Raw genomic sequence first — 23,670 nt, 5'->3', positions numbered from 1 at the left:
GAAGGAGACCAGGCAACTTGACGGAAGAGGAGATCCTGCTCTGGACGCTCGCAGCGTACGCGCGGCACTTTGCTGGTGTGCGCATGCCGGAGATCCGGGTCGGCACATACAAGGGTGACTCATCCGCGGCGATATTCTCGCCGTGCGGCAGATACAGATATGGGCTGGTACGCATCTGGGATCAAACCAAGCCCAAATGGCTCTTTGCCATGCTCAACCCGAGCACGGCCAGCGAGTGCGACGGGGACAACACCGTCGACAGGCAGGTCAACAGAGTGAAGGCGCTGGATGGCGGCGGCATCATAGTCATCAACGCCGGAGGACTCGTGGAGACCAACAGAAAGAAGGCGATTGGGCACCCCGACCCGATCGGCCCTGAAAACGAGGCGCTCGCGCGCCCGCTCGTCGAGGAGGCAGACCACATCGTCGTGGCCTACGGCGCCGACGCGATCAAGTTCGGAGGAGACCGGCTACTGGCTCGTGTACTCTCCGGACGCGAGGTCATGGCATTGCGGAAGACCAAAAAGGGCTTCCCCGGCCATCCGCTCTACATTTCGTACGCCACAACCCCGCAGCCATTCACGATGCCGGCATACTGAGGTTAGGCGATCGGAGATGAGGACGCCTTCCCTCGAGAAAGCGTCCAACCGCTCCAGCGCAGCGCCGAGTTCAGGGCGTCATGCCAATCCCGCCACCAGGAAGCGGCGAGCACCTACCGGTATGTGAAGAGCGCGGCGCCAACTCTTTTTGGGTGCCAACCGTCCCGATCAATGGAGCCGGCCTGCCGGGTTCCGAGGAGTGCGAAAGATATCCGGAGAAAACTTGGATCAGTGCACAGCTTCTCCACATGCTTCGCTGAGTTGTCCACAACCAGCTCTTTCCGGCCCCGAACCCGGTCGCCATCATCATCCGGCGGCACGAGGGAGAACGGCGGATGAACGTGCACAAACAGATTACCAAGGTTGGCCTTGCCGCGGTAGAGTGCGGGCGACTGCTGGTGGTACGCAAGCGCGGCGCGCCCTCGTTCATTCTGCCGGGGGGCAAACCTGAACTTGGTGAAGATCTGCTCGATACGCTGCTGCGCGAACTCTCCGAGGAGCTCGGCTGCGGCGTGATCCAGCCTGCATACGAAGGAAGCTTCGCCGACCGCGCGGCCGACCTACCTAACACAGACGTGGTGGTCCTGCTTTATTCGGGCACTCTCGCAGGCAAGCCAGAGCCGCGCGCGGAAATCGAAGAATTTGCGTGGGTGGACCTTGCAGCGCCGGGCGACATGCAGCTGGCGCCGAGCATAACGAATCATATACTACCTTATTTGCGGCAGCGCGCTCCTCACTTGGGGTTTAGCGAGACAGGTGCTGTGCGGCCAAATTGCGTAGACCGAGCTTGAGCTCATCCATTCCCGCCGTGTTGGAGAGAGTGAAATCCGCTCGGGCGATGACTGTGTCTAGCCGCAGCTTCTCAGTCTCATAGTGATCGCGCGCCTCCAACTCACGCGCTGACATTGGCCGGAGCGGTCGTTCAGCGAGGCGAGCCGCGCGCTGCGCGAATGGGGCGTCAAGTGCGAGCAGAAAGATTTCGCCGCCGAAGTGTTCACGATAGAAGTCGGCTTCCTCAGCATTGCAGATCGCGTCAATCAACACCGCTGGAGCTGATGTTAGTAACGCACGTAGCTCTGGCTCGGCGCACACGGCGAGCGCCGCCATCCCACCCTCGGCCCGCAGCGCGTCTCGTACGAGGCGTTCACTGGCAGGTCCAGGCGGGAGTCCACGCCGTGCGACCGCTCGAGTGACGATGCCGCCAGCGTAGAAGTAGTTACCGACGCCGAGCGTGGCGAGATAGCGCAAGGCGGTGGTTTTCCCAGCGCCCGCAAAGCCGGTCGCCGCGATCAGCACGCGCGCAGCTCAGGCGTCAGGAACGAGCAGGATGGAAAGGATACAGAAATCCTCGTGCAGCGCCTGATCCGAGAGCGCGCAAGGCTCGGTCGCAGAGGTGATATAGCTGATCTCAACCGTCTGTCGCCGACCGGTATAGCTGCCCGTCTCAGGGGAAAATTCGCGCAGGATCATGCGATCGCCGACCTGGAAATCGCGATCACCGACGCGGCGCAGATCGTGCCGCTTTCGGCCTTGGGCAATTGGCTCAAAAAATTTCGGCCAGCATTTGAGTTCGTGAACGATGGGCGCGCGCGCGCCGCGGAGGCCGTTCAAGCGTTCGTGGGGAATGGTCTGAGTCATGGTCTGTTCTCGCTAGATAGGGCAAATCGCGTCAGTTTGCCAGCGGCGTCAGATCGGAATGATCGAAGTTGAGGACGAAGCGCCGTTTGAGCTCCGGTGGCGGGGCAGCCACTAGGGTCAGTTCGCGCGCGACGCCGGGGTCGAGGGCGAGGGCCGGGGGTGCGGCGGTCATGAGCCCGTGGAGCGGCGTGTTGTCGACGCGGTGCAGTCCCGTTTCCCTCGCGTCCCGCGCCGCTTCGAAGGTTTGAGCGAGCAAGTGGCCCAGTTGCACGAATTCATGCTCGGTCAAGTTGAAGTTTTCGTCGCGGCTGTCGAAATAAAGAATGGCGCAGACAGGGCTGGGGGCGAAGAATTCCTGGCTCGGCTGGAGGAGTGGCATCGCTGCGACGAACCGCACATCGCGTGCCATGGCTCGCGAGGCGTTGTTTAGTCTAAGCTTGCGCATCGCGGCATCGAGCTCGCGGCGCGGAACCTCTGGACCGATCCGGATTGTGCGGCGAGTCCGATAAGCTTGACCAATCGTAGCATTATCCGCGGGGAAGGTGCGCGCGATCGTTCGAGCCTGATCTAAGGGGCCGACTCCGACGTAATTGCACGCCTGCTGAAGGAGCGCTTCGCCATGGATCTCAATCACGCGATGGATGGTAAGTCGTAGATGGGACGTCCCTGGGCGGAGCGCAAGCAGATGGCCGGCAATAGCACCGGCGATCGAGGCCGCCATCAGCGCGGTCGGGCCCGGCAGATACTCCTTCCGAGCTACAGCTTTGTCTGCGCTATTGAGCTTGTCAAAATCGCTCGCGCGACCGGGCGTGCCGAAATAGCCACCTTGCCAGGCAATATTCGATGGCTGCCGCCACGCCCTGCACCCGTCGGCCTCCCAGGCCTCTTGGATTGGCGCGAACAGCCGCTCGGGCAACAGCCGCTTGAGTTGGCCGAGCCGATCGACGCCGTGCCGGCGGATGATAAATGGTTCGGCGACCTTGAAGCGCTCAGCTACCTCATCTGTATCGCCCGCGGCCGGCGTAAAGCCCCCGCAGCGATAAAGCAGATATACCAGCAACGCGTTCTGGAAGGATGTTCGCACAACGTCGGGGCCGAGCAGGTCGCCGATGCTTCGAACAGTTGGTTTTGTCTGCAAGATGACTTGCGTATCTCGGCGCAGTCGGAGCGTGAGCGCTCGTCTCGCGTCAACCATCTGTCTGCCCGCGACTGTCCGCCGGCCTGTAAGATCATCGAATGCTTCATAGAGGGAAAGACTGGGATCGTTGAGGAAGCGCGTGCGCAAGCCCCGCAGTTCGGCCACCAACTCGGCACGTTTGCCAAACAACTCGCTCAGGATCCGGTCCTGCCGGAACTGCGAGATTTTCAGGCGCAACAGATCGATCATGGCGCCATCGCCTTGGCCAGAAACGAGGTAAGTTGAAGCATGATGCTCGAGGCCCGGCTGGGCAAGAACCTCATTGCGCCAATAGGAGCGTCCCCCGGGTTCAATCCCGAACCCCACGGCAACGATGACGACATCGAACTCAGCAGAGCGGCCGACCGTCGTCGGCCGCGCAGCGGCGCGTCCCGTCGCGACGTCGCGCGACTCTCCGACCCATTCGATGAGCGCGTTACCATTATCGCGCTCGCGCAGCTGAATGTGGCGCGTATTGCACCATAGTTCGACTTTGGTCCCTCCAGTGCGTCCTTCGACGACATCAGACCAGCCGGCGAGGGCCTCCACCACGACATCGGAGGCCCGACCCGCAGTCCAATTGAGGATTGGGAGCATAGCGGCGACCGCCTCGCTACCGGGGGCGGGCCAGTCATAGATGTGAGGGTGGAGCCAGCGTGTGTCGCTGCCTTGCTGCAGCGGCAGTAGAGTGTCTCGCTCCTCGAAGATGCTAATGGTGCATCGTGCGTTCTTATTGATCAAAGCGGCGGCAAAGGTAAGTCCGGCAAAACCGCCGCCAAGGACAGCAATGCGGCAGCGCTCCTGGTCCGGAGCCATCGGCAGGCGACCGCTTTCGATCAGTGCCCAAGCGAGGTTGAGCGCGCGGTGCTGCTGGGTGAGCACCGTCACGCGATCGTCAAAATTTCCGATCGCATAGATCGGCGGACGGTCGGCGATCTGATGCTGCTTAAGCCGTGCCTGAGCATCGGAGTTCCCGCCGCGGCCACGCCCCCGGACCTCGCTACGCTTTCGTTTACCCGCAGCCAAGGCCGCCCTCCCATTCACTAGGTCGTTCTGCCAGTTTCAGGCCCTAGATCAAGCTGCAGCTGGAATGCGGCCAACAATCGCAGCGACTCTCAAGGCGATCTGGCTCGGATCGCGACGCGACTGAGCACTAGTTGCACCGCTAGACACTCGTGAGATGGCCTCGATGCAGCTAAAGACGCCCTGCATCTTCATTGACAAACATCCACGCCAGTGGCGGAGACGTGATGCTCCCCTCATCGGAGTTCCCGTACGGATCAGGCTCAGAGTCCATAGCCAACCTCACCCGGTGCCCCGAGCAGCGCGGCGTAACCGTTCCGGTGCTTCGGCCTTGTCCAAAAGGGCGATGTTCCCGGCCATGACTTCGTCTCGCAGCATCGCGATGGAAATCGGCAGCAGATTTGCGAAGACGCCACCCTGCATGTGGGCATCGAAGATTTTCTCGTACGACACCGTGAACGCCGCAGTGGGAGCGACGAAGCGATCGCCTTCGATGACGGCGACGATCCAGTCGACATGACTCGGGTCATACACCGCACGAACCTCGAGCTGGCGTCCGAGATACTCAAACGGCAGTCGCTTTATGCCATCGGCAGAGATGATCCCCTCCTCATCCGGCCCATTCCATTCCAGTTTCAAATCAGGCTCCTTCCTCTTTGCACATTCGATCCGCTTCGCACCGCATTGGCAAGAACCGTGCTGTTCTTGCTCGCACAGATGGGAGGCGCCCATCTCCTCAATTCGGCCTGTATACTGCTAGACCGCTGACCGCCCAACCCGGTCTGACGGAGGCAGCTTGACCGGGACGATGGCATGATCCGGTAGCGGAGAACGCGTTCTGCAAAGGTCAAATCGTGCTCCTGCGGCCATCCACAACAAGGCTCAATTGAGCCGCGGACATGACGACCATCCCGAGTGGGCGAATGCGTCGTAGTCGCACCGGAGCCGTGCGGGGGCACTAGCGGGGGCACGCCGAGGATCTTACCTTTGATGCGAGAGCTACTTCTCTGGGGCGACTTGCCTGCGTTCGAATCCCACCCTCTCCGCCACTTTCCCAACCTCCTGAATAGTCCGGCCGGAGGTGCGCGCCACCGCGCGCTCGTGCTCCGGCCACGCGGCTAGCGCCCGCCGTCGGCCTTGCGGAAAGCGAGCCGATCGCCGTCGCGGACGAAGCGCGCGCGCGGGCCGTGGCGCCGGATGTCGTCGAGCGCCTGGCGGCGGCAGTCCGGATCGTGATTGACCCGCCAGGCGACGAGCCGGCGCATCGCCGCGTCGGCGAAGATCAGGTCGTGGGCCTCGTCGATCGAGACGTCGAACCGGACGCGGGTGAGCTTGACCAGCTCCAGGAAGTCCCGATTGCGAAAGTCCATTGCCGCTGCCTTTCGTCGGCCCTGCTCAGGGCCTTCGGGCGGATCGCGCCGCCCGCCGCTGCTGGCTCCACTGGCGAATGGCGTCGGCGAGGCAGCCGGTCTGGCCCCAGCTGCCGACCACCGAGCAGCTGTTCGGGCGGGTGAAGCGGGTCGCTTCCTCCATCTCCTCGACACGCGCGCCCCAGGCGACCGAGCCGCGCTTCTCCTTGTTTTCGCGGAACTCCTCGGGGATTCGATAGCGCTCGCTCTCCGGGCGGCGGGCGCAGACCACGATTTCCTCGTCGGTCGATTGCGGGCAGGGATCGTCGCCATAGACCACCAGCGTCGAGGCACGGTCGTGCGCGTCGGGCTCTTGCGCCGCCAGGGGGGTGAAACCGAGAAGGAGCGCAGCCGAGGCGAGCGGGAAAGCGAGCGCGCGCACGGTCCGCAGGCCCGGGGCCGGCGGGGGAGGAGGGAAAGCGGACATGGACCGGTTCTCCGCCGCAATTGTGGTGAAGGTGCGGCAGCGGGGCGGAGGCCTTGACCTGCGCGCGTCGCGGCTGGCTTTGTCGCGCGATGATCCGCTTCGGAGCCTGGAGCACCGTGCTCGCGGTGCTGGCGGTGCAGCTTTTGGTCCTCGCGGCGGCGCTGGCGGCGATGCGCGCCAACCGCCTCGCCAACCGGCTGCTCGCCGCGCTGCTGCTGGTGATGGCCGGGATGATGATTCCGTTCGTGCTCGGCTATGCCGGCTTCTACGACGCTTATCCGTGGCTGACGGCGGCGCCGTTCTCCATCCCCCTGGCGGTGGGGCCGCTGGTCTACGCGCACGTCGTCGCGCTCGCCGAGGACCGGCCGCTCCGCGCGATCCACGTCGCCGCACCGGCGGCGCAGTTCGCCTATCAGCTGGCGCTGTTCCCTTTCCCGGTGGCGAGCAAGACCTGGTGGGACGAGCAGGTCCACGCGCCGTTCGTCGCCGCGCCGCTCGCCGCCGCGATCCTGGTGTCGATGGCGGCCTATTCCCTCGTCTCGCAGCGGGCGCTGCGCCGCTACGAACAGTGGCTGGCGGAGCGCCGCCGCAGCCCGGCGCCGGCGCGGCGGTTGCGCACGGCGGTGCTGCTGCTGGCGATCCTGCTCTGCGCGCGGGCGGGCTACGAGCTGTTCGACGCAATGGTGCGGCCGATCGACTATTTCGACCTGTTCGGCTTCTACCTGCTGCTCGGCGCCCTGGGCCTGTTCGTTGGCGTCAACGGCTGGCGCCACGCGGCCGATCCGGCGCCGGCCATCGCCGAGCCGGCGGAACGGAACTGGCCGGCGCAGGGCGCCGAATGGCTGCAGCGGTTGCGCGACGGCGGCTGGTGGCGCGAGCCGTCGCTGGACCTGGCAAGGCTCGCGCGGCTGCTCGGCACCAACACCAGCCATCTGTCGCGCGCGCTGAACGCCGCCGGCGCCGGCTTCGCGGCCGAGCTCGCCGCGATCCGCGCCGAGGCGGTCGCCGCGGCGATCGACGCCGGCGCCGAGGCGGACCTGCTCGCGCTGGCGCTCGACGCCGGCTTCGGATCGAAGGCGAGCTTCAATCGCGCCTTCCGCGCCCGCTACGGCGTCTCGCCGAGCGCCTATCGGGCGCGGCGCCGGCGCCTCAGCGAGTGAATCATCGCGGCTGCAGGCGGTCCTGACGCGCACGCCGACGCCGTCGCGCGCATCCCTGGCCACCCGTCCGAACCGGAGAGTGACCGATGATGCTGACCCGCCGCTCCATGCTCCGCACGGCCGCCGCCGCCGCGGTCACCTCCGTTGCCGCGGCCGCCGCCCGCGCCTCCGCCGCCTCGGCGCCGGAGCTGCTGGCGACGGGGGCGATGCGGAGCGACCTCGATCTGCTGCTCCACGCCTTCGAGGCGGTCCACCCCGGGCTCGGGCGATACCTGCCGCCGGGCGGATTCAAGCCGCATGTGGCGGCTGCCGGCGCCTGGGCGGCGCGGGAGCGCAGCCTCGCGGAGATGTTCCTGATGCTGACGCGGCTGACCGCCGCCGTCCGCTGCGGCCATACCTATGCCAATCCGAACAACCAGACCGAGCGGGTCCAGGCGGCGCTGTTCGGCCGACCCGACCGGCTGCCGCTCGCCTTCCGCTGGATCGGCGGGCGCGCGATCGTGACCGGCGGCCGCGGCGGCGCGGCGCCCCTTCCGCCGGGAAGCGAGCTGCTTGCGATCGACGGCGTTCCCTCGCAGCAGCTGCTCGCGCGCATGCTGCCCCTGTCGCGCGCCGACGGCGGCAACGACGGCAAGCGGCTGTCGCAGCTCGGGCTGGGGGCGCATGAGCGGATGGCGACGTTCGACGTGCTGCGGTCGCTGTGGTCGCCGGCCACGGGCGGCGTGATCCCGCTGCGGGTCCGGATGCCCGACGGCCGCGAGCGAACCTTGGAGCTTCCCGGCCGTACCGAGGCGGCGTTGCAGGAGAGCCGCCGGGAGACCGGACTCGGCTGGCGCTTCGAGATCGATAGGGACGGCGTCGGCCGGCTGACCATGCCGGACTGGGTGACCTATCGGAGCAAATGGAACTGGCGCGCCTATCTCGACGCGGCGGTCGATCGGCTCGTCGACGAGCGCGCGCGCGGGCTGGTCGTCGACCTGCGCGGCAACGAGGGCGGCACCGAGTGCGGCTGGCACCTGCTCGCGCGGCTCGTCGAGCGGGATACGCCATTGCCCCGCTTCGCGCGCCGCACCCGCTACCGCCGCCTGCCCGACGCGTTGCGGCCGCCGCTGGACACTTGGGACGCGCGCTTCCGCGACTGGGGCGAAACGGCAGCGGGGCCGGACGAGCACGGCTGGTTCGCGCTGGACGACGGCGACGAGGAGGGGGATCTGGTGCGCCCGCGCGGTCGCCGCTTCGCCGGGCAGGTCGCGGTGCTGGTCGACGCCGCCTGCTCCTCGGCGACCTTCCAGTTCGCCAACGCGGTGCGCGAGACCGGCCTCGCCCGGCTGATCGGCGAGCCGACCGGCGGCAATCTTCGGGGCATCAACGGCGGCGGCTATTTTTTCGTCCGGCTGCCGGCGACCGGGCTGGAAGTCGATCTGCCGATCGTCGGCTATTTCCCGGCGGGCCCGCGCCCCGATCGCGGCGTCGTACCGCACGATCCGGGCCGCGTCGCCCGCCACGACATCGTCCATGGGCGGGACCGTGCGCTCGCGCTGGCGCTTGCGCGCCTGGCCTAGACCAAGATCGCCTCAGGCTGAGTCAGCCTGAGGCGATCTTGGTCTCAACTATCTGAATAGAGCGCAAGGCGCCGGCGTCGGAACGCGGCTTCGGCGACTCGCGGCAACGATCGCTCGAACGGTCGTGGCGAGACCCGACGCACCGGAACCTAATCTGGAGCAATGCGCTCCTTCGAAATGCCGCGCTTTTACTTCCACCTGGAGGACGGGGAGAGGATCTACGGCCGCGAGCGGCTGTTCTTCAACGACGTCGAGGAAGCGCGCGCGGCGGCCCTCGACGCAGCCCGCGAGATCCTTGCCGGCGACGCGGGGAAAGCGGGCGACCGCATCGTCATCGCCGACGAGAACGACAATGCGATCATGGCGGTGCCGTTCGCCGCGGTGCGGCCGAGCGACGGCTGAGCCGGTTCAGCGCCGCGCCGCCGGCCAGACCTTGCCGTGGCGGATGATGTAATCGTTGAAGCGGCGGCGGCGATCGGCCTCCTCGAGCAGGGTCCGCGCGAGGCCCCCCTGGCGGGCGGCGAGATCCCGCCTCTCCAGCCAGTCGCTGCCGGCGTAGAGCCGCGGGCGTCCGTCCTGGGGATCGCTCACCGCGCTCCACCCCGGGATCTCGGCTGCCGCCGTGTCGCGAAAGGCGAACAGCAGGCGGCGCTGCGCTGCGGCCGAGAGCAGGCTGTGCCCCTGCCAGGGATTGGCTTCCCTGAGGCCGATCAAATCGGCGATCGTCGGCGCGACGTCGAGCAGGCTGGCGAGGCGGTCATGGCGCCCCTTGGGCAGGCGCGGGTGGTTGCCGACGATCAGGAACGGGATCCAGGTCGATTCGTGGTAGAGGCTGTAGGCGCCGACCTGCCCGCCGTGCTCGCCCAGATTGTAGCCGTGATCGCTGTTGATCACGAACAGCGTCCGACCGAACCAGGGCTCGCGGCGCAGGCCCTCGATCAGCTCGCGCACCACGTCGTCGGTGTAGCGGGTGGTGTTGAGGATGCGCTGGTCGGCGCGGTCGCCGCGGTTGAGGTCGAGGCGGGGCTCGAGCGATCGGAACGGATGGTGGTTGCTGGCCGAGATCAGGGTCGCGAGAAAGGGCCCGTCGCGGCCGAGCCGGCGGATTCGGGCCGCCGCTTCCCGGAAGATCTCGCGGTCGCGCTGGCCGAGCGCGGGGTAGCGCCAGAGCTGGTCGTACATGCGCTGCACCCAGACCGTGCTGTTGTCCATGTCGATGTCGCCGGCGCTGAACATCTCGGCGCGATAGCCTTGCCGGCGCAGCGCATCGGGCAGGCAGTAGAAGGTCGCGCGGGTCTGGCTGGTGATGAACCGCCGGGATGAGGGCGTGATCGAGCATTGGGTGGCGAAGCGGCCGTTGATGCTCGGCGGCCCGAAGCTGAGGCCGCGGCTCCAGCTCGCCGTCTCCGGCCGCGCCGCGAGCCAGTCGAGATAGGGCGTCGCCGAGGGCGCACGGTCCGGGCGCAGGTGGCCGGTATCGACGCCGCGCACCGCCTCGAGCTGGATGATGATCACGTTCCACTTGTCGGCCGCCGCCGGCACGCTGGGGCGTTCGGGCACCCGCAGGAAGGGATGCTCCGGATCGACGAAGCGCCAGCCCCGGTCTTCGCTGCCGGCGAACCACTCGCTTTGCCAGGCGCGCGCCAGCGCCTGCGGATCACCGGGCAGCCGATCGTCCTGGTAGCGCCAGGAGAAATCCCGGATTGCCGCGAAGAGCGCCGGCTCGAGACGCGACAGGCGGAATTTGGCGTGCGCGAGCGAATAGCCGATCGCGCCGGTGGCGAGCGGCAGGACGAGGATCGCGGCGCCGAATCCGAGCGGCCGGCGACGCCGAGGCAACCGGCGCCGGACGAGGCGGATGGCCCAGAGCAGATAGAGCAAGGGCGCGGCTACGCAGATCAGCGGCGACAGCAAGGGTCCGCCCCGGTCGCGGACGAGGATGTTGAGGAACAGGCCGTCGGCGAGCGTCGACGGATCGGCGTAGACCGCGAGGAAGTTCGGCCCGAGGCGCAGGCCGAGGAAACGGTAGAGCTCGTGGTCGAACGCGGTGATCAGCAGGTTGGCGGAGAGCAGCGCCACGAGCAGCCAGTCGCCGGCCCGCCACCAGGGCGAGCGCAGCGGCCGATCGCGCAGCAGCAGCCAGAGCAGAAGGAACGGGCCGGCGAGCAGCCAGACCGCGAGCAGCTCGTAGACCAGCGGCCGGATGATGAACGTCTTCCACTGCAGCAGGAACGGACCGCCGTACGGCGAGGGCCGCAGGTAGAGGAGGAGCTGGAGCAATGCGCAGCCGATCCAGCCGGCCGCGGCCAGCCGCCAGGCGGTCTCGAAATGGTCCGCCCCGCGTCGATCCTCCGCGACCTGGAGCAAGCGCGTTCCCCGATCAGACGCCCCGGTGTAGCACGACGGGGCGCCGGCGTCAGGACGGCGCGAACGAGGCCGAGGCGCGGCCGGGCCGAAGATGAACATCTCCGCTGGCGCCCTTGCCGGATGAGGCATAGGATGCGGGCATGACGAAGGAACCGGAAGAGTTCGACTTCGTGATGATCAAGCCGTCGCATTACGACGACGACGGCTATCCCATCGTCTGGTGGCGGACCCTGATACCGTCCAACTCGCTGGCGGCGGTGAACGGTATCGCGCGCGATTGCGCGGCGCGGCAGGTGCTCGGGCCCGAGGTTCGGATCAATCTGGTCACGCTCGACGAGACCAATACCCACATCGTGCCGGCGCGGATCATCCGCGACCTGCGCAGGCGCGGCGCGCGCGCGCTGATCGGGCTGATCGGGGTGCAATCGAACCAGTTCGACCGCACGCTCGACCTCGCGCGCGAGTTCCGCGCGGCCGGCCTGCCGGTGGCGATCGGCGGGTTCCACGTCTCGGGCTGCCTGGCGATGCTCAAGGCGATCCCGGCCGAGATCCAGGCCGCGCTCGACATCGGCTGCTCGCTGTTCGCCGGCGAATGCGAGGAAGGCCGGCTCGACGAGGTGCTGCGCGATGCGTGGCGCGGCGCGCTCAAGCCGATCTACAACTATCTGAAGGACCTTCCCGACCTCGAAGGCGCGCCGCTGCCGGTGCTGCCGCGCGACGCGCTGCGGCGCAACTCGCAGAGCTGGTCGAGCTTCGATCTCGGTCGCGGCTGCCCCTTCCAGTGCAGCTTCTGCACGATCATCAACGTCCAGGGCAGGAAGAGCCGGTTCCGCACCGCCGACGATCTCGAGGCGATCATGCGCGAGAACCACGCTCAGGGCATCAAGGCGTTCTTCATCACCGACGACAATCTCGCCCGCAACCGCCGCTGGGAGGAGTTCTTCGACCGGCTGATCCGCCTGCGGGAGGAGGAGGGCATCAAGGCCAACCTCACCATCCAGGTCGACACTCTCTGCCACAAGATCCCGAACTTCATCGACAAGGCGGCCCGCGCCGGGGCGATGCGGGTGTTCATCGGGCTCGAGAACATCAATCCGGACAATCTCGTCGCCGCGAAGAAGAACCAGAACAAGATCACCGACTATCGCCACATGCTGCAGGCGTGGCGCGACCGCGGGGTGTTCCTGTTCGCGGGCTACATTCTCGGCTTCCCCGGCGACACGAGGGAATCGATCCTCCGCGACATCGACATCATCAAGCGCGAGTTGCCGATCGACGTGCTGCAGATCGCCTTCCTGACGCCGCTGCCGGGCTCGGAGGACCACAGGACCCTGCTCGAGCGGGGCGCATGGATGGATCCGGACCTCAACAAGTACAATCTCCACCACCGCGTCAGCCATCATCCGACCATGTCCGACGCCGAGTGGGAGGCGGCTTATGCGGACTGCTGGCGGCTGTGGTTCGCCGACGAGCATATGGAGACGGTGGCGCGGCGCCACGCGGTGCGGCCGGGCGGTCGGCCGAAGAAGGCCGTCCAATACATGAACGAGTTCAAGATGCTGTGGGAGGTCGAGGGCCTGCATGCGATGGAGGGCGGCGTGCTGCGCCGGAAGCGCCGCAAGTCGCGCCGTCCCGGCTTCCGGCGGGAATCGCCTGTGACCTTCTACCCGCGCTACGCGCTCGGCACTGCCGCCAAGGCCTGGCGCTACTGGCGGATGTACGCCAAGGCCGCGCGGATCGTGCGCCGGGTGGAGAGCGACCCGGCCCGCTATGCCTATAGCGACATCGCCATCCAGCCGGTCAGCCCCGACGAGCTCGAGACGCTCGACCTGTTCCACCAAACGGCCGGCGGCGAGGCGTTCGTCGCGAGGAAGCAGAGGCAGGACGCGATCATGGAGGCGGTCCACGCACCGCACCAACCCGCAGCCTGAGGACGTCTCAGCCCCGGGGCGTTTCGCGCCCATTGCCATGCCGTGGACTGATGGCATCGACGGCGAGACCGGCTGCCGGCGAGGCCGGATCGCGACCGTCGTCTTCGCCGGTGCCGCCGAGGCCAATGCGCGGGTCGCCGGAGTGGCCGCCGCGGCGCGGATCGTCCGGGCGCTGGCGGAGGCTGGTTTCGCCGAGGCCCGGCTCGAGTTTCGCGGCGGCGGCGCGCTGGATGCGGCGGCGGCCGCCGACGTCGAGCGCCTCGCCGGGCCGCTCTGCGTGCAGACCGCTCCCGCGGTGTCGGAGGCGGAGGGCCTGCGGCTCGACGGAGCGTGGCTGGTGCCGGCGGCCGCGCTGGCCGGCAAAGCGACGACCGGCGCGTCCGGCGCGCTCCGGCTGGCGGCGCCGAGCGCGGCGGCGGAGATCCTCCGCGGCACCGGCAAGGCGAGCGATGGACCGGTCTCGCGATCGCTGAACCGGCCGATCTCGCGGTGGATCTCGGCGCGGCTGTTGCGCCTGGAGTGGATCCGGCCGGTCCACGCCACCGCCGGCACCGCCCTGCTCGCCTTGCTGATGGTGGCTGCGCTGCTCGCCGGCGGAGAGGCCGGGCTGCTTGCCGGCGCGCTGTTGTTCCACGCGGCCTCCGTGTTCGACGGGGTGGACGGCGAGATCGCCCGCGCGACCTTCCGCACCTCGAAGGCGGGCGCCCTGCTCGACAGCTTGATCGACGAGGCCACCAACCTGCTGTTCGTCCTCGGCGTCACCATCAATCTCGGCCTCGCCGGCGCGCGGCTCGCTGTGTTCCTCGGCCTGTGGGGGCTTGGCCTGTTCGCCTGCGGCCTAGCCGTGATTGCGTGGCGGGCGGCGCGCAGCGCCGGGCCGTTCAGCTTCGATCTGGTCAAGCATCATTACCGGCGCCGCTGCACCGGCGCGGCGCCGGCGCGACTGATGCGCTTCCTGACCATCGTCACCTGCCGCGACTTCTACGCTCTGCTGTTCCTGGTGCTGATCCTGATCGGCCGGCCGATGGCGGTGCTGCTGATCTTCGCTGCGGCGGCGACGATCTGGATCCTGTTCGTGCTTGCCGCGCTCGCCGCGCCGGCCTCGGCCCGACCGCGCGCACGCGGATCCCCGCTCCGCCGCGTGCAGAGCTGACCGCTTCCTCCAGCCGCGGCGCGAGAGACCGAAATGCCCGTTTCCCTGTCCACCTCCGCCGAAACCGGGATGCAGGCGCCCCGCCAGCGGCCGCGTGAGCTCGAGGACCGGCTCAACCTTCATCTCTACCATCCGCTGGCGGCGGCGCTGGCCCGCGCCCTGCAGCCGACCGGCGTCACGCCGAACGCGGTTTCGGTCGCTGGCCTGCTGCTGGTCTGGGCGGCGGCCTGGGCCTATACCGCGCTCGTCTGGCCGGCGTCGGCGCTGGTCGGCTTCTCGCTGCACGCGCTCTGGCACGTGGTCGACGGCGCCGACGGCGATCTCGCCCGGCTGAACGGCAAGAGCTCGGCCACCGGCGAGCTGGTCGACGGCGTCTGCGACTATGCCGGCCATGTCGTGCTCTACATCGCGCTGGCGGCCGCGCTCGACGATCGGCTCGGCGGCTGGGCGTGGGGGCTGGCCGCCGCCGCCGGAGCCTCGCACATCGTCCAGACCAACCATGCCGAGACCCAGCGGCGAACCTATTTGTGGTGGGCCTATGGCGTGCCGTGGCTGAAGCATGCTCAGGCCGCGGGTGACGACGTGTTCCGCGGCGGAAATTGGTTCAGCCTCACCTTCGGCTGGATGGCGCGCGACTATCTGCGGCTCGCGCAGCTGATGAGCCCGTGGTCGACGCGGATCGAAGCGCGGCTGGACGCCGCAGCCGCCGACCCGCGGCGGCTGGCGCGGATGCGGCGGCTGGTCCGCCGCGCCTCGCGCCGCTCCCTGGCGCTGGAGAAAGCGGTCGGCCCGAACCCGCGCACCATCATCCTCGGCCTCAGCATGTCGATGGGAAGCCCGCTTTTCTACTTCCTCGCCGAGACGATCCTGCTCAACCTTCTGCTCGTGCTCTCGGTCCGCCAGCATGCGCGGCGCGACCGCGCGCTCGCCCGCCGCTTCGATCGGCTGGCGCGGGCCGCCGCGCCGCACGCCTGAACCGGCGGCTGGCTAGTCCTCGCTGGCGAGCCCGGTCAGGCCCAGGCGCTGCCCGGTCAGATGCATCCACATTTGCAGCGCCGCCGCATAGACGGCGAGCGCCGCCAGGGTCGGCCACCACGGTCCGCGCTCCCAGCCGAGCGCCAGGCTCGCGGCGGCCCCGAGCGCAGCGGCGCCGACCGGGCCAGCATGATGGGCGCGGCCGACCGCGAATGCGAAGCGCGCGCGCAGCGCCCAGCCGCGCAGCAGGGCGCGAACCCCATAAGCGAGCAGGACGGCCAGGCCGGCGCCGGCGGTGCCGAATTGCGGGATCAGCAGCAGAGCAGCGGCGATGCCGAGGGCGATGCTGATCGCCGTCAGCCCCAGCCCCAGCCGCGGCCGCAGATAGACGAACACAAGATCGCCGATGCTGAAGGCGGCCTGGATCGTCTCGGCCGCGGCGAGCGCGACCAGCGCCCAATAGCCGCCGGTGAAGGTCGGGCCGAGCCAGGCGAGCAGGGTACCGCCGGCGGTGAACAGGAAGAGCAGGAGAGGCAGCTGAAGCACCAGCACCAGCCTGGTCGCCGACGCGAGCGCCGCGCTCGTGGCGCCGCCGCCGCGCACGGCAAGGCTGCGCGCGACCAGGGGAATGAGCAGGCCGTCGAAGCTCTGACGGATCTGGCGGAGCGGCGCGGCGATCTGGCGGGCCATGTTGTAGATTCCGGCCGCAGCCTCACCGAGCAGCACGCCGACCAAGTAGAGATCGACGCGCAGGTAGAGGGCGTTGAGCAGGTCGGTGCCGGTATTGTCGGCGGCGCCGCGCAGGGCGGCCGAGAGCTCGCGCCGGATGGGGCGGTAGGTGCGGAGACGCAATCCGCCGAGCCGCCGCCGCGCGGCGCTCGCCGCATAGAGCAGCGCGGCCAGGGTCCCGCAGCCGTAGCCGAATGCCAGCCCCTCGACTCGCCAGCCGAGCCCCCAGCCGGCGACGCAGCCGGCGAGCAGCGCCCAGGGCTCGACGATGCTGCGGGCGACGATCTCGTCGCGGATGACATGGGTCCAGCGGGTGGCGGCGAGGAAGAGATCGAGCAGCGCCTGGCCGGCCACCGCCGGCGCGAGCAGCAGCAAGGCGGTTGCGGTGCCGGCCGCGATTGTCTCCGGCGGAAGCATCGCCGCGAAAAGGGCGATGACGCCGCCCAGCGCGAGGCTCGCGGCGAGGACGAGCAGCGCGGAGTCGAGCAGGGCGTGGGCGGCCGGCCGTGCCGCGCCGCCGCGGTGGCGATCGAGCAACTGGAAGAGCGTCTTCTTGGTGCCGAGGCTGCCGACGCTGACGGCGAGCTCGACCGCCGCCAGCGCCAGCGCGTAGCTGCCGAACACGGCTGCGCCGTAGAGGCGGCCGGCGACGAACAGGAACAGGAGACGCGCGGCGAGCCGGACGGCAAAACCGAAGCCGGTGGCCCGGGCGCCGTGCAGGATGAGCCGACCGCTGTCTTCGTTCACCCTCCCGCCTTCGTTTCGCTGTGTCTCACCACGCATTGCGCAAGTTTCGCTTGTATCGCGCGCGGGGAGCGATGACCAAGGGAGAGATGGACGGCGTTCCCCGCGAGGACAGACCGGCGGTCGCGATCTTCCGATCGCCGCTGTTCAACGCGTCGGAGACGTTCGTCCGCGATCATGCCGACGGGCTGCGCCGCTATCGGCCGGTCCTCGTCGGCCTGCACGATCGCGGCGGCGGCGCGGGCGCGATCGTTCCCCTCGGCCTGCGCGAGCGGCTCGGCCTCACCTTGTTCGGCCGTGCGGGCGCGATGGCTGCGCGGCTGACCGCCGAACGGCCGTGCCTCGTCCACGCCCATTTCGGCACCGACGGCGTGCTTGCCCTGCCGCTCGCCGAACGGCTCGGTGTGCCGCTGGTGACGACGCTGCACGGCTACGAGATCGGCCGCTCGCCCGGACGGATGCTGCTCTCCGGCCGTCTGTCTTGGATCCGCTACGCGCTGCTGAAGCGGCAGCTGGCGATGCGTGGGCGGCTGTTCCTGGCGGTCTCGGAGGCGCTGCGCACCGAGGCGCTCGCCGCCGGCTTTCCCGCCGCGCGGACACTGGTCCATTACAATGGCGTCGATCTCGACCGCTTCCGGGCCGACGGCAGCGCGCCCGAGGCCGAGCTGGTGCTTCATGTCGGCCGGCTGGTCGAGAAGAAGGGCACGGCCGTGCTGCTCGATGCTTTCGCCGCGGTGAAGGCTCGAGTGCCGGCCGCCTCGCTGGTCGTGATTGGGGAGGGGCCGCTGCGCGCGACGCTCGAGCGGCGCGCCGCCGCCCTGGGACTCGCCGGAACGGTCTGTTTCACGGGCGCGCTCGCACCGGCGGCGGTGGCGGCTTGGATGCGCCGCGCCTGGCTTCTCGCGGTGCCGAGCCACCGCGCGCGGGACGGCGACAGCGAAGGCCTGCCGATGGTGATCTGCGAAGCCGCAGCCAGCGGCCTCCCGGTGGTGGCGAGTCGCCATTCCGGCATTCCGGAGGGCGTCGTCGACGGCGAGACGGGGCTGCTCGTGCCGGAGCGGACGCCAGGTCCGCTCGCGGCGGCGATCGTCGCATTGCTCGGAAATCCGCCGCTGCGGGCGCGGCTGGCGAGCAAGGCGCGGGCGCTTGCCGGGGTGCGCTTCGACGCCGCCAGGCAGATCGAGCGTCTCGAAACCCTGTACGATGAAGCGCTCGGCACCGGCGCGGCGACGGCGCGATGCGGATAGCCTATCCGCTGCTGTGGGCGCGGCCGTCGCGCGCCGCCTGCCAGGAGCAGACGATCAACACCGTCGCGGCGCTGGCGCGGGGCGGCGCGGACATTACCCTGATCGCGCCGCAGGGGCGGGGTGATCCCGATCTCTCCGCCGACGACCTGCGCCGCTGGTTCGACGTTCGCGGGGACTTCGCTTTGGTCCAGCGGCCGAGCCGCTGGGCCGGCGAGCGGCTGCTGCTCTCGCTGCTGTGGCTGAGGCAGGTGTTCGAGGATCCGGAGGTGCGCAACGCCGACTGCCTCTATTCGCGCATCCCGGCGATGCTGGCGATGGGGGCCCGATCGCCGCGGCCCTTCGCGACGGACCATTATCGCGCCTGGCCCGACGAGCTTCCCGCGCTGCGGCCGCTGTTCCGGCGGACGGCGCGGCATCCCTCCTGCTTGGGCCTGATCCTGCACTCGCATTATGCCGCGGAGAGCTACCGCCGATCCGACGTGCCCGACACGAAATTGCTGGTCGCGCACAATGGTGTCGACCCCGAGCGAATGCGCGCCGTCCCCGCCCGGGACGCGGCGCGCGCAGCGCTGGGCCTCCCCATGAAGCGGCCGATCGCCGTCTATGCGGGCCGGGTCAATGCGCGAAAGGGCCTCGACCAGCTGCTCGCGCTCGCCGATCTCAGGCCGTCCTGGCTGTTCCTGCTCGTCGGCGCCGAGGACCGACAGGCGTTGGCGCGGGCGCGACCCAATGTGCGGCTGGTGCCGTGGCAGGCGCCTGCGGCGCTGCCGCCCTATCTAGGCGCCGGCGACGTGCTGCTCGTACCCGCCGCCAGCGCGCCGCTGCGCCGTCACCGCACCACCGTGCTGCCGATCAAGATCTTCGCCTACCTTGCCGCCGCCCGGCCGATCCTTGCGCCGCGTGCGCCCGATACGGCCGAGCTGCTGGCCGACGGCGACACTGCCCTTCTGGTCGAGCCGGATCGGCCGGAGGAGGCCGCGGCGGGGCTCGACCGCCTGCTTGCCGATCCCGCCCTGGCGGCCCGACTCGCCGCTGGTGCAGCGGCCCGGGCGACGGGGCTCAGCTGGGATGCCCGCGCCGCTCGGATCGCGGAGTTCCTGGAAGCGCGGCTCGCGACGCCTCAGGCCTCGCAATAGACGAGGACGGTCGTCGCGATCAGCCCGAACAGGCACGGTGCTGCCCATGCACCGATCCAGGGCAGGATCAGGCCGGCTTCGGCGGCGAGCGTCAGCACACCGTCGCAAACGAGGAAGACGACGCCGCCGAGCACGGGATAGAGCAGCCGCGGCCAGCTCGGCCCGCGGCTCGATCCCAGCGCCAGCGGCAGCGCCATCAGCAGCATGATCACCGGCACCAGCGGCTCGGCGAAGCGACGCTGCAGGCGCGTCTCGAACCGCGGCGGCCCCTGCTCGACCGGGGCGACTCCGGCGAGCGCCCGCCGGGCCTCGGCGATCGAGATGTGCGACGGTGATGCGAGCAGCGCGCGAAGGTCCGTCGGGACGAGCGCGGTCGTCCAATGCGCCGATGCGTCACGGCGCCGCCCTATCCTTGCGTCGGCGACGGTGACGATCCTGACGTCGCTGAGACGCCAGCCACCCGGCCGCGCGACGGCACGCGACGCCGCGATCCGCGCCGACAGCAGCCCATCCGGCCCGCGCCGGTAGAGCGACAGGCCGACGATCTCGTCGCCGCGCGGTGATGCGCCGTCGATATGGACGATGTCGCCGCCGATCCTGAACCAGCGGCCTTCCGCCTGGCGCGGCGCCGGATCGGTGCCGCGCCACCAGGTCGCAACATCGACCTGCCGCGGAGGAACCGCGCGATCGGCGAGCAGCGCGTTCGCCATCGCCATGGTGGCGGCCAGCGGCAGCAGCATCAGCAGCAGCCGCGGCAGCGAGATTCCGGCGGCGCGGATCGCCACCATCTCGCTGAACCGGGTGAGACGGAGCAGGCCGAACACCGCACCAGCGAGGGCCGAGACGCCGATCGCCTGCTGTAGCAGGATCGGCAGGCGCAACAGGGCATAGCGGCCGACATTGGCGAGACCGAGCCGGCGATCGACGAAATCGTCGCTGCGCTCGATCAGATCGACCATCTGCAGCAGCAGGATCACCGCCGCGGCGGCGACGAGCGTCCAGAATGCCAGGCTCCCGGCGACGTAGGCGCCGATCGTTCCACCCGGGAGCGGAAGCAGGCGGCTCCGTCGAACGCGCGGCCGCGGCGCCGCCAGCCGGAGCCGGTCGAGCAGGGCCGAGAGAGGACTGTGGCTCGGCAGCCTGCGGCTCGCCCAGAACAAGGCGACGACGAACGAAGCATAGCCGCCGCAGAGCAGGCCGAACAGCAAGGCGGGATCGGGGTCGGCGTCCCGGGAGACGTTCCGGGCGAAATTGACACCGTGGTGGAAGGCCATCAGCAGCGTGCCGCCGAGGGCGATGCCGATGCCGCGCCGGGTCCTCTTCGCCGCAAAGGCCAGCGGTATGGCGAGCGGCGGCAGCAGGACGATGCTGATCGAGCGGGCGAGGCGGGCGTAGAGCTCGGCCGTCACCGCGGCCGGCGGCAGGCGCCGCGCGCCGCTTGCCCGCTCGACGAGCAGCTCGGCGATGGTCAGCTCCTTCTGATCGCTGCTGCGGCGGCGGCCGACGACTGCGCCGGCCGCAGTCTGATCGATCTGATAGGCGTCGAAGACGAGCACGAATGCCTGCTGCCGCCGCGCCGGATCGGCATCCTGATAGCTCAGCCCGTCCTCCAGGCCGAGCCGGATCAGTCGTCGGTCGGAACTGGTCGCGAGCTGCGCATGGCGCGCTGTCAGCAGAGTCTCGCCGCCGTCTTCCCGCTGCCGGTGCACGAACAGACCCGACACACGCCCCCGCTGTGCGCCGGCCGCGTCGAAGCTCAGGGTCAGGCTCTCTGTCGGCCGGTAGAAGGAAATCGGCTGGAGCGCGCCGATCCGCGCCGACGCCTGCGCCTCGGCCCGCATCAGACGGAAATGGTGGCGTCCGAGCGGCTCGAGGAAGCCGTTGGTGACGAAGGTGGCGCCGGCGACGAGCAGGGCGAAAGCGATCAGCGGCAGCGCGATTCGCGGCAGAGTGAGCCCCGCCGCCAGCATCGCTTCGAGCTCCAGCATCTCGTCGAGCCGCGCGATCATGAAGACCAGGGCGATCATCAACGCCATCGGCATCGCCAGCCCCAGATAATATGGCGTCAGCAGGCCGAGCAGCGGCAGAAAATAGGAAAGGTCGGAGCCGGTCGCGGCGAGGTCCTGGGCGAGCCTGAGCGCACGCTCCAGCATCATGACCGTGGCGGTGAGCAGCAAAGCGACGACGAACGGTCCAGCAAGGTTGCGGAGCAGGTAAAGGTCGATCCGGCACGGGGGAACGAAGCGCGGCCGACGCGCGGATATTTCGGGTGCGGGACCGGCAGCATGCGCCATGGCGACGAATTCCCCGTCGTGGCCGCGTCCCGGATAGCGATGCGGCAAATCGGCTACGCCCCGACTCAGGGCGCATGATGCGGACCGCTCAGGGGTAGCGCAGCGTCACCCGCGTCTCGAACCCGCTGTGCGGCACGCTGAACCGGACCGCGCCGAAGCGCGGGAGGCCGAAGACGGTCGGCGCATTGTTGGAGAAGCCGTAGCCTTCCTTGGGCAGACCGAGGGCGTTGCGATCGAAGCCGCGGTCGCCATCGGCGTCATGGTAGACGGCAAGGCCGTAGATCCCCGTGCTGGGAAGATGGATGCAGACCCGGGTGCGTCCCTGCCTCGCCGGCACCCGCCCGACATAGAGCGCGCCGCGCTTGGCGAGAAAGCGCTTGGGGTCGTCGGCGTAGAGAGTCACGGCAATCAGGCCCTCCGCGGCGCGCACCCCTTCGACGGTGACGAGCAGCCGCACCTGGCTCTCGGGGCCGGTGCAATCCGTCTCGGCCGCGAGCAGCGGCAGCGGGGCGCCGATCAGGCCCAGGCCGGCGGCCGCCCGTCCGATCCCGGCGCCTCTCCACCCGCCGGGAGTCATGCTGCGGCCGCCGGTTGCGCCGCCCGATAGGCATTCTGGTCGTGATCGAGCGAATTGGGAGGCAGAGCGTCCCAGAACGTCCCCAGGTCCTTGCGAATGCGCCCGGTGAAGAAGGCGGGGAGGACCCGCGTCTCGCCGTTCAGGAAGGCGAGCAGGTCCGGCTCCTCGCGGAGCCTGCGCGCCATTCCGGCCTGGTATTTGGGACGGCCGGTGGTCACTCCGCGCAACAGGTTGAACAGGCGCGCCGTGACTCCCGGATTGGCTGCGAAGCGCCGCATCGTACCGCGCGCGCCGAGCGCGTGCTGGGTGAGATCGGCGACGTGATCGTAGAATTCCGCCCAGCCGTAGTTCTTCGGGACGATGTTCATGCCGTGATTGCTGTCGAGGAAGTGGAACGGCATTGCGTTGATCCGCCCCGCCCGCTGCAGTTCGAGGTTGAGCGGCGAGGCCCGGCCGTAACAGGTGAACAGCGAAAAGGCCGGATAGGCGCCTGGCGTGAGATCGATGAACCGCTTAGTCAGCTCGAACGGCTCGCGTCCGAGATCGGAATCGAGGCCGAGGATGAAGTTGGTCTGGACGAACGGGATCCGGGCAAGCACGCGATTGACGTGATCGGCCACCTGGCGGACGCGCTCCGCGCCGGAGACGCGAGTCGTGCGGGTCTTGTTGCCATATTCGTACCAGGATTCGATGCCCGGCAGCATGCCGACGAAGCCGTTGCGGCGCAGCCTCTCGAGATTGGCGTCGCCGAGCAGGGACATGCTCATCTCTGCGATCGAGCGGGTTGATCCGGGCGGCACCGCCGCCTCGATCGCGTCCATATAGTCCTTGAAGCGCACGCCGAAATTCGGATCGTGCCAGCCGAGCAGCGGCCTTTTCACGCGGCTGACGGCGAAGCGCAGATCGTCCTGCAGCTGGTCGAAATCGAGCGGCTGATAGGCGATCGTCGCGTCGATGCAGAAGCTGCAGCTATAGGGGCAGCCGAAGCTGCCGATCATCGGGATGATCTTGATCGGACCCGCTTTGGCCAGGGTCGGCTCGACGAACTTCCAGCGTTGCCGGAGGCTCGGCAGCGCGCGGGGCTGACGTTCGGCACCGAGCAGCCGGCCGATCGGCCGGCGCGGCGCCCGCTCCTCCAGCATCTCGGCGATCTCGGCCTTGGTGGTGAAGCCGAGGACATAATCGAAATGGCGTGCCGCGTCCTCGGGATAGCAACGGGCATGTGGGCCGCCGAGCGCGGTGACGGCGCCATGGCGGCGATAGATGTTGCTGACCGCGTAAGCCGTGAAGGCGGAGAGGGTGAACGCGCCGACGATCAGCATGTCGGTGTCGCGGGCCGGAGCGGCGACGTCCTCATAGCCGGTGTAGCAGAGATAATGGACCTGGTGGCCGAGCTCTTCGCACCACACCGCCACTGCCTGCGGCATCACGCTGGCGAAGCTGGGGCTCATCTTGCGCTTGAACAGGTCCCGCGTCGGGCCCCGCTCGGCAAAGTCGATCACGGTGATCCGCACCAGCCGCT

At 68.9% G+C, this 23,670-nt stretch carries 21 protein-coding genes; 10 read left to right on the top strand and 11 right to left on the bottom strand.

Annotation, left to right across the window (positions count from 1 at the left end; all coding sequences use genetic code 11):
- Positions 1–17 precede the first annotated feature (17 nt).
- Together E2493_RS09400 and E2493_RS09395 are read left to right on the top strand one after the other, a co-directional pair.
- Positions 18–599: a DUF1643 domain-containing protein gene (locus E2493_RS09400; protein ID WP_135086049.1), complete on the top strand. Its 582-nt coding sequence runs from the start codon at positions 18–20 to the stop codon at positions 597–599.
- Positions 600–934: 335 nt separating this feature from the next.
- Positions 935–1,390, top strand: coding sequence for an NUDIX hydrolase (locus E2493_RS09395; RefSeq protein ID WP_135086047.1), 456 nt, complete (start codon positions 935–937; stop codon positions 1,388–1,390).
- On the opposite strand, the gene E2493_RS09390 is transcribed toward E2493_RS09395, so the two are convergent.
- The 6 genes from E2493_RS09390 to E2493_RS09365 form a co-directional block, all read right to left on the bottom strand.
- The gene (locus E2493_RS09390; RefSeq protein WP_135086045.1) at positions 1,344–1,895 is read right to left on the bottom strand and encodes an AAA family ATPase; all 552 of its coding nucleotides are present in this window, start codon (positions 1,893–1,895) and stop codon (positions 1,344–1,346) included. The two genes, E2493_RS09395 and E2493_RS09390, sit on opposite strands and share 47 nt — an antisense overlap.
- Positions 1,896–1,904: 9 nt before the next feature.
- Entirely contained in the window at positions 1,905–2,237 is a 333-nt protein-coding gene (locus tag E2493_RS09385) for a DUF3850 domain-containing protein (protein ID WP_225421295.1), read from the bottom strand.
- A gap of 31 nt (positions 2,238–2,268) precedes the next feature.
- The gene (locus E2493_RS09380) at positions 2,269–4,440 is read right to left on the bottom strand and encodes an NAD(P)-binding protein (protein ID WP_135086043.1); all 2,172 of its coding nucleotides are present in this window, start codon (positions 4,438–4,440) and stop codon (positions 2,269–2,271) included.
- A 279-nt stretch (positions 4,441–4,719) separates the two neighbouring features.
- Positions 4,720–5,076, bottom strand: a complete 357-nt coding sequence (locus E2493_RS09375) for a hypothetical protein (protein ID WP_135086041.1) — start codon at positions 5,074–5,076, stop codon at positions 4,720–4,722.
- A gap of 479 nt (positions 5,077–5,555) precedes the next feature.
- Positions 5,556–5,807 carry a hypothetical protein gene (locus E2493_RS09370; RefSeq protein ID WP_135086039.1) on the bottom strand — a complete coding sequence of 84 codons (252 nt, stop codon included), beginning with the start codon at positions 5,805–5,807 and terminating at the stop codon, positions 5,556–5,558.
- A 25-nt stretch (positions 5,808–5,832) separates the two neighbouring features.
- A complete protein-coding gene (locus E2493_RS09365) occupies positions 5,833–6,228 on the bottom strand; it encodes a DUF4139 domain-containing protein (protein ID WP_225421293.1) in 396 nt (131 codons plus the stop codon).
- A 134-nt stretch (positions 6,229–6,362) separates the two neighbouring features.
- Here E2493_RS09365 and E2493_RS09360 point away from each other — a divergent pair, with 134 nt between their 5' ends.
- The 3 genes from E2493_RS09360 (at position 6,363) to E2493_RS09350 (ending at position 9,397) form a co-directional block, all read left to right on the top strand.
- Positions 6,363–7,433, top strand: coding sequence for a helix-turn-helix domain-containing protein (locus E2493_RS09360; RefSeq protein ID WP_135086035.1), 1,071 nt, complete (start codon positions 6,363–6,365; stop codon positions 7,431–7,433).
- 86 nt (positions 7,434–7,519) lie between these two features.
- On the top strand, positions 7,520–8,995 hold the full coding sequence (locus tag E2493_RS09355) for a S41 family peptidase (RefSeq protein WP_135086033.1): 1,476 nt from the start codon (positions 7,520–7,522) through the stop codon (positions 8,993–8,995).
- A gap of 162 nt (positions 8,996–9,157) precedes the next feature.
- Positions 9,158–9,397, top strand: coding sequence for a DUF6894 family protein (locus E2493_RS09350; protein WP_135086031.1), 240 nt, complete (start codon positions 9,158–9,160; stop codon positions 9,395–9,397).
- Between the two features lie 6 nt (positions 9,398–9,403).
- On the opposite strand, the gene E2493_RS09345 is transcribed toward E2493_RS09350, so the two are convergent.
- On the bottom strand, positions 9,404–11,362 hold the full coding sequence (locus E2493_RS09345) for an LTA synthase family protein (RefSeq protein ID WP_167737462.1): 1,959 nt from the start codon (positions 11,360–11,362) through the stop codon (positions 9,404–9,406).
- A 140-nt stretch (positions 11,363–11,502) separates the two neighbouring features.
- Here E2493_RS09345 and E2493_RS09340 point away from each other — a divergent pair, with 140 nt between their 5' ends.
- The 3 genes from E2493_RS09340 to E2493_RS09330 are packed head-to-tail and all read left to right on the top strand — an operon-like array spanning position 11,503 to position 15,421.
- Complete coding sequence (locus tag E2493_RS09340) at positions 11,503–13,293, top strand: B12-binding domain-containing radical SAM protein (RefSeq protein WP_225421291.1); 1,791 nt, start codon at positions 11,503–11,505, stop codon at positions 13,291–13,293.
- Positions 13,294–13,330: 37 nt separating this feature from the next.
- Entirely contained in the window at positions 13,331–14,446 is a 1,116-nt protein-coding gene (locus tag E2493_RS09335) for a CDP-alcohol phosphatidyltransferase family protein (RefSeq protein WP_135086027.1), read from the top strand.
- A 33-nt stretch (positions 14,447–14,479) separates the two neighbouring features.
- Entirely contained in the window at positions 14,480–15,421 is a 942-nt protein-coding gene (locus E2493_RS09330) for a CDP-alcohol phosphatidyltransferase family protein (protein ID WP_225421289.1), read from the top strand.
- Between the two features lie 12 nt (positions 15,422–15,433).
- Here the strand turns inward: E2493_RS09330 and E2493_RS09325 are convergent, their stop codons facing one another.
- The gene (locus tag E2493_RS09325) at positions 15,434–16,897 is read right to left on the bottom strand and encodes a lipopolysaccharide biosynthesis protein (RefSeq protein ID WP_167737461.1); all 1,464 of its coding nucleotides are present in this window, start codon (positions 16,895–16,897) and stop codon (positions 15,434–15,436) included.
- A 71-nt stretch (positions 16,898–16,968) separates the two neighbouring features.
- Between E2493_RS09325 and E2493_RS09320 the strand changes: the two genes are divergently transcribed.
- Together E2493_RS09320 and E2493_RS09315 are read left to right on the top strand one after the other, a co-directional pair.
- Positions 16,969–18,141 carry a glycosyltransferase gene (locus tag E2493_RS09320; RefSeq protein WP_135086023.1) on the top strand — a complete coding sequence of 391 codons (1,173 nt, stop codon included), beginning with the start codon at positions 16,969–16,971 and terminating at the stop codon, positions 18,139–18,141.
- Positions 18,132–19,277, top strand: a complete 1,146-nt coding sequence (locus E2493_RS09315; RefSeq protein WP_135086021.1) for a glycosyltransferase — start codon at positions 18,132–18,134, stop codon at positions 19,275–19,277. The genes E2493_RS09320 and E2493_RS09315 overlap by 10 nt, the downstream gene beginning before the upstream one ends.
- Here E2493_RS09315 and E2493_RS09310 read toward each other — a convergent pair.
- The 3 genes from E2493_RS09310 to E2493_RS09300 form a co-directional block, all read right to left on the bottom strand.
- A complete protein-coding gene (locus tag E2493_RS09310) occupies positions 19,262–21,571 on the bottom strand; it encodes an LptF/LptG family permease (RefSeq protein ID WP_135086019.1) in 2,310 nt (769 codons plus the stop codon). The two genes, E2493_RS09315 and E2493_RS09310, sit on opposite strands and share 16 nt — an antisense overlap.
- Positions 21,572–21,659: 88 nt before the next feature.
- The gene (locus E2493_RS09305) at positions 21,660–22,148 is read right to left on the bottom strand and encodes a DUF2141 domain-containing protein (RefSeq protein ID WP_135086017.1); all 489 of its coding nucleotides are present in this window, start codon (positions 22,146–22,148) and stop codon (positions 21,660–21,662) included.
- Entirely contained in the window at positions 22,145–23,662 is a 1,518-nt protein-coding gene (locus E2493_RS09300; RefSeq protein ID WP_225421287.1) for a hypothetical protein, read from the bottom strand. Before E2493_RS09300 ends, E2493_RS09305 begins: the two co-directional genes overlap by 4 nt.
- Between the last annotated feature and the right edge of the window lie 8 nt (positions 23,663–23,670).

The organism is Sphingomonas parva (ex Maeng et al. 2020) (genome assembly GCF_004564275.1).
Lineage (GTDB): Bacteria > Pseudomonadota > Alphaproteobacteria > Sphingomonadales > Sphingomonadaceae > Allosphingosinicella > Allosphingosinicella parva.
This window is presented reverse-complemented; position numbering and strand designations above follow the sequence as displayed.